The organism is Thomasclavelia sp. (assembly GCF_017889095.1).
Classification (GTDB): domain Bacteria; phylum Bacillota_I; class Bacilli_A; order Erysipelotrichales; family Coprobacillaceae; genus Thomasclavelia.
Window position 1 is genome coordinate 1 of the sequence record NZ_JAGHEW010000241.1, and the last position, 9,124, is coordinate 9,124.

Below are 9,124 nucleotides of genomic sequence, written 5' to 3' on the forward strand. Positions count from 1 at the left end.
CTTCTCTGGCATCCAATGTTGCCTTAAGATTTAAATTTTTGGTACTTAAAAAGTCTTCGATTTCATTATCCTGAATCTGAGACTTTTTATTATTGATCATATTAATTTTTTCTTCAATGATATCTACAGCAACTACTTCATGATGCTGTGACAATAATGTAGCTATGCTTAGTCCTACATAGCCTGTTCCGGCTACTGCTAGTTTCATTATATTTCAACCCCTTACTTTTTTTCATTTGATGAAACATACAGAGTATTTGGTGATAAATCTTTATAAACGACTGCATTTGGTCCTATTTTTGTATTTTCACCTATTCTACTAGATATAATTTTACAACCAGTTGATAATAAGCAATTTTTTTCTATAATAATTTTTTGCTTATTTTCAGGTAAATTTTCATTAATCCCTAAAGTAACTTGATGATATATTGTTTGATTATCATAAATTAATGCTTTAGATGAAATAACTACCCCTAGCCCAGAATGCAATAATCTAATATTATTTCCAATTACTGCTTTATAAGATATTTGAGCATTAATACCTAAAAATATAAAACAAATTTCTTTGATGATTCTAAAAAATAACAATCTAATATTAGCTCCTTTTATATAATAGTTATGCATTAACCTATAAAAAAGAAGAATTATAAAACTTTTAAAACTATTTAATTTTCTGTCATTTTTTATACTATTATATAACGTCATATTTATTTCCTTTCTTTCGTGCCATATATCAGTAAAAATAATTTCTTTCGATAATATGTATTTAAACCAAATAAAATTACACAATAACAAGTTACAAATAATAAAACACCCATTATTAATAAAAACAGCACATCTATATTCAATGTTTTAAAAAAACATACTGGGATTGCTGAAATCAAACAACTGCTAAAAACAAAAATAAATATATTAAATAATTTTTTATCAAAAAATATCCAATTTTTTAATAAATATAATTTTATTCCTAAAGATAAATACAATGAAATAGTTGTTGCTAAACTTAACGCAAAAACTCCATGTTTTTGCAAGAACAATATATCCAAAATTATATTAGAAGCTATATTTATTATCGTTGTAAATAATAGCGTATTGGTTTTTTTCAAAATAAAAAAAAGATCATTTATAATTGTTGTTACACTCATTGCAACTAAACCAATCGAATAAGTTAATAACACCATAGAAGTAGTGTTAATAGCATCTATATCAAATTTACCACGTCCAAAAACAATTATGACGATCTCTTTAGAAAAAATTAAAATTATTGCTGTAAGTGGTGTGATAACACTTATAACAAATATTAGATAGTTTTTTATAAATTTTTTTAATTTATTTTTATCTTTAGATACAGCTAATTCAGCTATTTTAGGAAATAATGCTGTACTAATAGCTGTAGAAAATAGACCATCGAATAAATTTACTAATTTACCCCCATAATTTAAACATGTAACAGCTCCAATGGTTAAACTAGAAGCAAACGCTTTATCTACTATACTATTAAGTTGATTAATTATAGAGTTTAAACAAGTAATTGGAACTCTTTTTAAAACAGATAATATGTTTGTATCTAGCATTTTTTTTGGCATTTTAAATGAATAATATTTTTTGACAAATATATATTCAATAAAAAAAGATAAAAAACTTCCAAATACTATTACATAAGTTAATCCATTTAAACCAGCAAAACCAAAACCAAACAGTAGATATAATATAGGTGGAAGATGCTGAATAACTTCCTTAAATTGCGATTTTGCAAATTGATTATTCGATTGCAATATTCCAGAAAAGAAAGTAGCTAAAACATTAAATATAAACATAAAAGATAAAATTCTAATTAACGGTACAGCAAGAAGAATAGCTGTTTCATTAAAACCAGGAGCAAAAATTTTTATAATAAAATGCGGGAATAAAATGATAATTGCCATTACAGTTATACTTATAACAATAAATACACATATTAACTTATTTGTTAATATATTGGCAGCCAACTTATTTCCTAACGAAATTTTTTCTTTATATTCTGGCAAAAATACTTTCCAAATTCCAATTGAAATCATAGGATAAATAACTTGTATTATCCCAGTTACCATATAATAAACATCAGTTTCATTTGTAACCCCAAATTTAGATGCAATCAACAGTTCAATTATAAATGAAAAAAATTTAGCTAAAAAAAGAAATAAAACTACAATTGAAATATTTTTTAATATATTTTTCATAGTCACTGTCCTTTCAACATCTAAATTCTTTTTAATCTTATTTTTGATATATAATATATCAATAAAATCGGATAAATTTTAAACCACATCATATTCTTCCATAACGAATACGACTCAGATCTAAAAAATTGATAAAGAGATAGTAATATGATCATATAAAAAATTATTCCTAAATCATAATCCTTTTTTATTTGTTTTAATAAAAAACCATATATGCCATATACTAGCATATTTCCAAGATATCCAAAATTTATAAATGCTTCCAATGCACCAGAAAAACCTCTGCCTCCACCTCTTAAATACACATTTGGCTCATATTTTTTTACATACCAGGTAGACAAAGATTCGGTTTTTGTAATAGGCAAAATCAAATTTATTATAGTCAAGCCATATGATTTCCCATATAAATAATCAACATCATCTTTTCTTACGTTATAGCAAATTTTATACCATGTGTTAAATTCACTATCATAAGAAAGTTCTCTGTTTTGACTATAAAAACTTTTCCATAATCCTAAAACAAGGGCAAATACTAACATATAAAAAACAACCATTTTATTTGTGATAGTATTATAATGTTTAAAAATAAAAATTACCGGAAGAATTATTGTAATAAGTTCAGCTCTAGAACCGTTTATATAAGCATTAAATAAAGAAATTATAAAAGAAAATAAAAAAATAAAAAAATCTATTTTATTTTTTTTCTTGAAATAGCCATATAATGAAACAATTGCTACTAACGAGATAGTACTTTTGTAGAATGAAGCAATTCCATAATCAGACATATAAAGGCTCTTTTCTGCTCTTGACATAAAAAAATAGTTACTAATACCAATAGCCCTAATGACATAATAAAATTCTACAAATAGACTAAATAACAATAACGCAATTAAAAAATATCTTATCTTTTTAATATTATAACTAATATTTACAGTTTTATTTGATATTTTTAAAACATCTTGTTTCGATACATAAAAAACAATATTGAATGATAGCATAGATAAATATGAAATATTCATTGCCCAAAAATAATTTGGATGAATAAATTGATTACTTAAAATAGATTCAATTATATAATAATTAACATACGATATACCAAATATATTAAAAACAATCCCAAGACTAAATATATCTTTATTTTTATTGAAATCCAATATACAAATATAACCAAAAACAAAAAATGATGCTATGAATGAAATAAAATTTGATGAAATATATTCATAATTATAAAATAAAAAAATTAACGATAATATTGTAATAATACTATAAATAAATATATAGTATACTTCCTTTTTTGTTATTTTCATTCTAACCTCCCATAATCAAATAAAAGTGCTTTTTAAACTTTATCCTTATCTAAACTATTTAAAATAAAATGTATCTTACTTTTTATTGATCTTATATTATTTACAATATAGATAGTATTTTTTATATGAATATTTGTAAAACAAATTAGATATCTATTCATAATATTAGCTTTTTTATTATTATCTTTGATTTTTTCTACTCTAGAATCATTAGTTTCACGCTTATTCATGTTCTTTAATGAACATGTTACTGATTCATCAATATATACTGGTAAAATACGATATTTACCATCTATTATTTCAAAATAAATTTCTGTAATTTTATTTGCAAATTTTAAATTATCAATCATTATTGATACAATTCCTTGAATGATTCCCTCATCAAAAACAATAAAATCTACTTTACCATGATATTTATCTAAATAATAAAATTTTGTAGTAAAACTAATAATATTTGAAAATGTATTTGTTATATCGGAAAACCTTAGAATTATTTTGATGATTTTTTTGAAAAATAATGGTTTTTTAATAATGAATTTTATCGTAGCAGTAATTTTTAAAATTTTTCGTATAATCGGTCTTTTTTTATGATCTAGAATATAAATTGGCTCTATAACACTATACCCTTGTTTTAGTAATACTTTAACCAATTCATGAGATACTGTACTTTTACCACATCCTGGCAAGCCATAAAATTCAATACATTTAGTAACTATATTATTTTCCATATATTATCCATCACTATTTTCAAAGATTTTTTTATATCAACAGAAGTATCTATATTAACTATCCTATCGCAAGGATGCATTTTCATTACTGCATTTTTTTTATCTTCTATTTCAGCTATTGTCATTTCTGGTTTTCTAGCAATTGCTAGTTCTGATGGTATTACAAGTTTAAAGGTTAAATCCGGTTTATTCATATATGCTGATTTATATATATCCAATTCTCTTTTAGCTATTAAATATAAAATACCATGACCCTTTAACAAAAATTTAGAAAGTAACGGTCCGTCATTATATCCCATGATTTCTGTTTGTGGATATCTATCTACCAGTACCAACATCCCATTGTTTCTTGATCTAGTAATTATTTTTAATTTCTTTTTCTTTTCCTGTGCTAAAGTAATTGCCCATATTATTTTAGCGCAAGAATATAATTTTGCTTTGACTGATGACTTAGTATTTTTTTTATAATTTTCTTTTTCTAATTTTTGTCCTAACCCCTTTCCTCCAATTTTTTTAGCTACCCATTTCATTGGTTTTCTAAATAAAGAACTAGAACCATCTCCACTTCCTAAATATACTGTTTTTACATCTATTTTTTTTCCAAACTCTCTTTGTACATTTTTGATAGTAGTAGATTTACCTGCACCATCACTTCCTAAAAATACCACTACACATCCGCCTGAAGGTGATACCCTTCTATATGGTTTACTAGCATTTAAACATAGTCGTCGTTTTATACCGCCAATACCCCAATAGATTTCTCTTTTGCTCCTAACGACCCATGAAGTTAAAGTTGAATAACCAGTAAATAATTGCAAATCCTTCTTTAATAATCTATGTAATCTATAAAACTGTATCTTTTTATCAATTTCTTGATTTGATAATAAAATTATTATATTTGATATCTCATCATTAAAATATTCTCTACTAGTTAGTTTTAATTTATTGTAATTAAAATATTTTAATAGCCATTTTAATTCTAAAATATCATCCTGATCAATTTTAAAAAACAAATCTCGCCAACGTAATTTTAAAGCATTTCTTACAAAAAAAAGAATCAATTCATCTTCGTAACTAGATGTATAGATTCCGTCACTATTTCTTATTCTATTTTTTAAGATATTATTTCCCAATTCAGTCATAGTATGGCCTTTTAAATGCTTTTGACCAAAAGTCAATTTATGATGAGCATGAAGATGCCATATTTTTCCACTTTCACTATCTAAACCGATAAAATCTTCAATAGCATTATATTGCATTAATTCTGTTGCTCTAAATCTTTTTAAACCACATGTAGTTAAAATTCTATCAATTTCATTTCTTTGTTCAGATAAAAATAATATATCTAAATCAGTATCTCCCAATAACGAAGCATCTAAGTGCTCATTACTTTTCCAATGGCAATATTTAATATTATTTTTATCTAATTCTAAAAACATTTGTTTTATAGATTCTAACATAAATTTACTCCTTATTTTTTAATATTTTATTGTATATTTCCAGATAATCTTGATGCATTGCATCTAAAGAAAATTGATCATATATTGAAGATCTGATTTTACTAATTTCGATATCTAAATTTTCATTGTTTATATCACTTATTTCCTTTATAGTATTTGCCCAAACATCTAGGTTTAATGGCCGTATTCTAATTTCTTGACATTTTCTCGCTATTTCTTTATGAGGTTCAATATCTGATAGAATTGGAACAAGTCCTACATACATTGCTTCCAAAACTGAAATAGGCATTCCTTCCACCAAAGATGGTGAAACATATATCAATGATTCACTAAGTTTGCAAAAAACACTTTCTCTTGAAATTAGACCAGTAAATTTTATTCTATCAATAACACCTTCTTCTTTTGCCAAAGTACGAATATATTGTTTTTCATCTTCTTGACCAATAAATATCATTTCATAATCAGGTAATTTTTTCATTAGCTTTATTAAAAATGAGTGATTTTTTATAGGGATCATTCTTCCAATGTATACTAATGATTTTTTCTTTCTTTTAACAGATTGATTATTAATTATTGATTCTATTCTAAGTACATCAACACCATTTTGAATATATAAAAATTTTGATCCTTTTATTCTTTTTATCGTATTATTATATACTTCAAAAGACGACAAGCTGACACAATTAACATAATTTGAAATCAAAGAACATAAACAGCTAGTAATTTTATACTTAAAATTTCTATCTTTATATGTACTATGAATTGTATATAATGTATATTGCTTAACTTTTAAATATACAGTTGCTAAAAAAAACAACATTGCAGATTTTTGATGATGTAAATGATAAATAACAGTATCATGTTTTTTTTGACACTGATTATTAATTATTTTAACCGCAGATCTTATCTCGAATATATTTTTACCTACTAAATAAATCTCCACATTATTAGGAATATTAATTTCTTGAGGAATAGTTGTATCACACACGATTATTTTTTGCTTAATATTAAATTTATGTTTATCTCTATAAATTATAAATTCATTAACAGGCATACTAGTAACTGATATCGAGTCAATAACAGAAACTACACATATCATGTTTATCTTTTCCTCCCAACAATTTCATTGATCTTGTTAATATATGCATGAATAACGATTTCCCTAGAAAAATTGTTTTCAATATATTTTCGACCCATCTTACCCATCTTTTTTCTATCATCATTGGTAACTTGCAAAAATCTTTTTACAGTATTAACTAGTGCTTCTACATTCCCACCTTGATAAATAAATCCAGTTTCTTGATTTTTGACAGTTTCTTGGCATCCGGGATTATCAGTAGTTATCAAAACTCTGCCAGATGATGCATTTTCAAGTAATACATTACTCATTCCTTCTCCATAAGTGGATGGATGAATAATTGCATGCGATTTGGTTATAAAAGGAATAACATCTTTTTGTTGTCCACGATATATAACTATATTTTGATTTTGCAGTTTTTCTAATTTCTCTTTATAATACTTTTCACTTGGTTCAATAAAGCCAATTATATTAAATTCTGTCCTTGGATAATTTTCTTTAATGATTTTAGCAGCTTCTAAATAATCATCAATTCCTTTATCATGCAGCACTCTTCCAATATAATTGAAAACAACTGTATCCCCAATAATTCCATTTCCACCGTTTGGATAATCTTGTAATGGAAATCTTTTAGTATTTACCCCCGATCCAGGGATAAGTCTATAATTCTTGTTAACTAAACCTTGTTTTAATGCTAAACGCATATTTTCTTCATTTTGAAAAAAAATACATGATGATTTTTTAAATGCAATTTTAAATAAACATAATATAAATTTTTGCAACGATTTTTTCATTTTTAAAACACTTCCAAGTCCAGTAATATTATTTATATATGGTATTTTTAAGCTCATTGCAACAAAACTAGCATAAATATTAGGTTTAATTGTATATGTTAAAATAATATCCGGCTTATATTTTTTAAATAATCTTCTATAATAAAAAATTAATTTCATATCAGAAACAGGATTTATTCCCCGTCTATCTATCCAAACATCATCATGAATAAAATTTATTTCTCTCATTAATTCCAATTTCTCACCATAAGGACAAGAAACTAGTACATCATAACCATTTGCTACAAGGCTTTCTATCAATTCTTTTCTAAAACAATAAACATCATCATCATGATTAGTAATTAATGCAACTAATGGTTTTGCCATTTTTTTCACCTACACTTTCATTACTGTATCAATCATTACTTTTATTTCTTTGATAAAATAAAAAGAAGCTAATGACTCTAAGTTATACTTCATTTTCAAAGGAAGTACCTTAGTTACATACACTTCATCAATATCTCTATCTTTACTTATATATTTACTGATTATTTCATCTTCATCTTTAAATTCAATACTGGCGATTGATGTTATTCCTGCTGGTAACAGCAATGTTGCATACATTTCATCAGTATACTGATCGACATATTTCTTTACCTCTGGTCTTGTTCCCACAAAACTCATATCACCTAATAAAACATTGAATAATTGCGGCAACTCATCAATTCGATATTTTCGTATTTTTTTGCCAATTTTTGTAATTCTGGAATCATTCTTTGTTGTTACTAACGTTCCCGATTTATCAGCATCTACGACCATCGTTCTAAACTTGAATATTTTAAATTTCTTTCCATACCGGGTAATTCGTTCCTGACGATAAAATACTGGTCCTTTAGAATCAGTTTTGATCCAAACGGATATAATCAATATTACCGGTGATAAAATAATAATTAAAACTAGTGAACAGACTATATCAAAGATCCTTTTTAATAATAGTTGACCTTTTTTCTTATTTAAACTTTCATAATAAGACTTTACTTTATCATTTTGCATATATTTAGGCAATTCATTCCATTTCCTTAGTAACATGAAATAACCTCTTTAAAGCTTTTGATAATATATGCAACATCCCCGTTGCTTAATTTGGTATGTAATGGCAATGTGATTTCATTGATAAACTGTTTATAGGCATTTGGATAGTCCTTAATATCAAAACCGATGTTTTTATAAGCACTTAACATTGGTAACGGTTTATAGTGAACATTGCAGGCTATCCCTTTTTTAGCCATTTCTTCAATGATTTTATTTCTTTGAACCCCGTTTATCCCTTTTACTCTGATAAAATACAAATGTCCTGATGATCGATGATCATTATCATAGTGATTTAATACCTGGACATCCAGATTCTTAAAGCCTTCATCATACATTTCAATGATTTCTTTTCTTCTTTTAAGAAGACTATCATATCTTTCAAGCTGGGCTAAACCGATGCTGGCCATGATATCGGTCATATTGCATTTGTAGGCTGGTGCAATGATATCATATTCCCATGCTCCTAA

General features: G+C 25.5%; 9 protein-coding genes and 1 pseudogene. All 10 read right to left on the bottom strand.

Going from position 1 to position 9,124, the window contains the following annotated elements:
- Nucleotides 1–208 (bottom strand): annotated as a pseudogene (locus tag J7M77_RS10500) (UDP-glucose 6-dehydrogenase); the annotation flags it as partial.
- 14 nt (nt 209–222) lie between these two features.
- Entirely contained in the window at nt 223–705 is a 483-nt protein-coding gene (locus J7M77_RS10505) for a hypothetical protein (RefSeq protein WP_296878301.1), read from the bottom strand.
- A gap of 2 nt (nt 706–707) precedes the next feature.
- Nucleotides 708–2,219, bottom strand: coding sequence for a lipid II flippase MurJ (locus tag J7M77_RS10510; RefSeq protein ID WP_296878303.1), 1,512 nt, complete (start codon nt 2,217–2,219; stop codon nt 708–710).
- A gap of 20 nt (nt 2,220–2,239) precedes the next feature.
- Complete coding sequence (locus J7M77_RS10515) at nt 2,240–3,526, bottom strand: O-antigen polymerase (RefSeq protein ID WP_296878305.1); 1,287 nt, start codon at nt 3,524–3,526, stop codon at nt 2,240–2,242.
- Between the two features lie 32 nt (nt 3,527–3,558).
- Nucleotides 3,559–4,254, bottom strand: coding sequence for a hypothetical protein (locus tag J7M77_RS10520; RefSeq protein ID WP_296878307.1), 696 nt, complete (start codon nt 4,252–4,254; stop codon nt 3,559–3,561).
- Nucleotides 4,239–5,714, bottom strand: a complete 1,476-nt coding sequence (locus J7M77_RS10525) for a hypothetical protein (RefSeq protein WP_296878309.1) — start codon at nt 5,712–5,714, stop codon at nt 4,239–4,241. The genes J7M77_RS10520 and J7M77_RS10525 overlap by 16 nt, the downstream gene beginning before the upstream one ends.
- Nucleotides 5,715–5,718: 4 nt before the next feature.
- Nucleotides 5,719–6,813 carry a glycosyltransferase family 4 protein gene (locus tag J7M77_RS10530; RefSeq protein WP_296878311.1) on the bottom strand — a complete coding sequence of 365 codons (1,095 nt, stop codon included), beginning with the start codon at nt 6,811–6,813 and terminating at the stop codon, nt 5,719–5,721.
- A 2-nt stretch (nt 6,814–6,815) separates the two neighbouring features.
- The gene (locus tag J7M77_RS10535) at nt 6,816–7,952 is read right to left on the bottom strand and encodes a glycosyltransferase family 4 protein (protein WP_296878313.1); all 1,137 of its coding nucleotides are present in this window, start codon (nt 7,950–7,952) and stop codon (nt 6,816–6,818) included.
- Between the two features lie 9 nt (nt 7,953–7,961).
- Nucleotides 7,962–8,654 (bottom strand): sugar transferase, encoded by a 693-nt coding sequence (locus tag J7M77_RS10540; RefSeq protein WP_296878315.1) that lies wholly within the window; start codon nt 8,652–8,654, stop codon nt 7,962–7,964.
- Nucleotides 8,645–9,124, bottom strand: a 480-nt coding sequence (locus J7M77_RS10545; RefSeq protein WP_296878317.1) for a DegT/DnrJ/EryC1/StrS family aminotransferase, incomplete at its 5' end; no start/stop codon positions are given. The genes J7M77_RS10540 and J7M77_RS10545, both read right to left, overlap by 10 nt.

What these genes read in the sequence shown, in the direction of transcription:
- J7M77_RS10505 (WP_296878301.1), bottom strand. Translation starts at nt 705, where the DNA reads ATGACGTTATATAATAGTATAAAAAATGACAGAAAATTAAATAGTTTT.
- J7M77_RS10510 (WP_296878303.1), bottom strand. Translation starts at nt 2,219, where the DNA reads ATGAAAAATATATTAAAAAATATTTCAATTGTAGTTTTATTTCTTTTT.
- J7M77_RS10515 (WP_296878305.1), bottom strand. Translation starts at nt 3,526, where the DNA reads ATGAAAATAACAAAAAAGGAAGTATACTATATATTTATTTATAGTATT.
- J7M77_RS10520 (WP_296878307.1), bottom strand. Translation starts at nt 4,254, where the DNA reads ATGGAAAATAATATAGTTACTAAATGTATTGAATTTTATGGCTTGCCA.
- J7M77_RS10525 (WP_296878309.1), bottom strand. Translation starts at nt 5,714, where the DNA reads ATGTTAGAATCTATAAAACAAATGTTTTTAGAATTAGATAAAAATAAT.
- J7M77_RS10530 (WP_296878311.1), bottom strand. Translation starts at nt 6,813, where the DNA reads ATGATATGTGTAGTTTCTGTTATTGACTCGATATCAGTTACTAGTATG.
- J7M77_RS10535 (WP_296878313.1), bottom strand. Translation starts at nt 7,952, where the DNA reads ATGGCAAAACCATTAGTTGCATTAATTACTAATCATGATGATGATGTT.
- J7M77_RS10540 (WP_296878315.1), bottom strand. Translation starts at nt 8,654, where the DNA reads ATGTTACTAAGGAAATGGAATGAATTGCCTAAATATATGCAAAATGAT.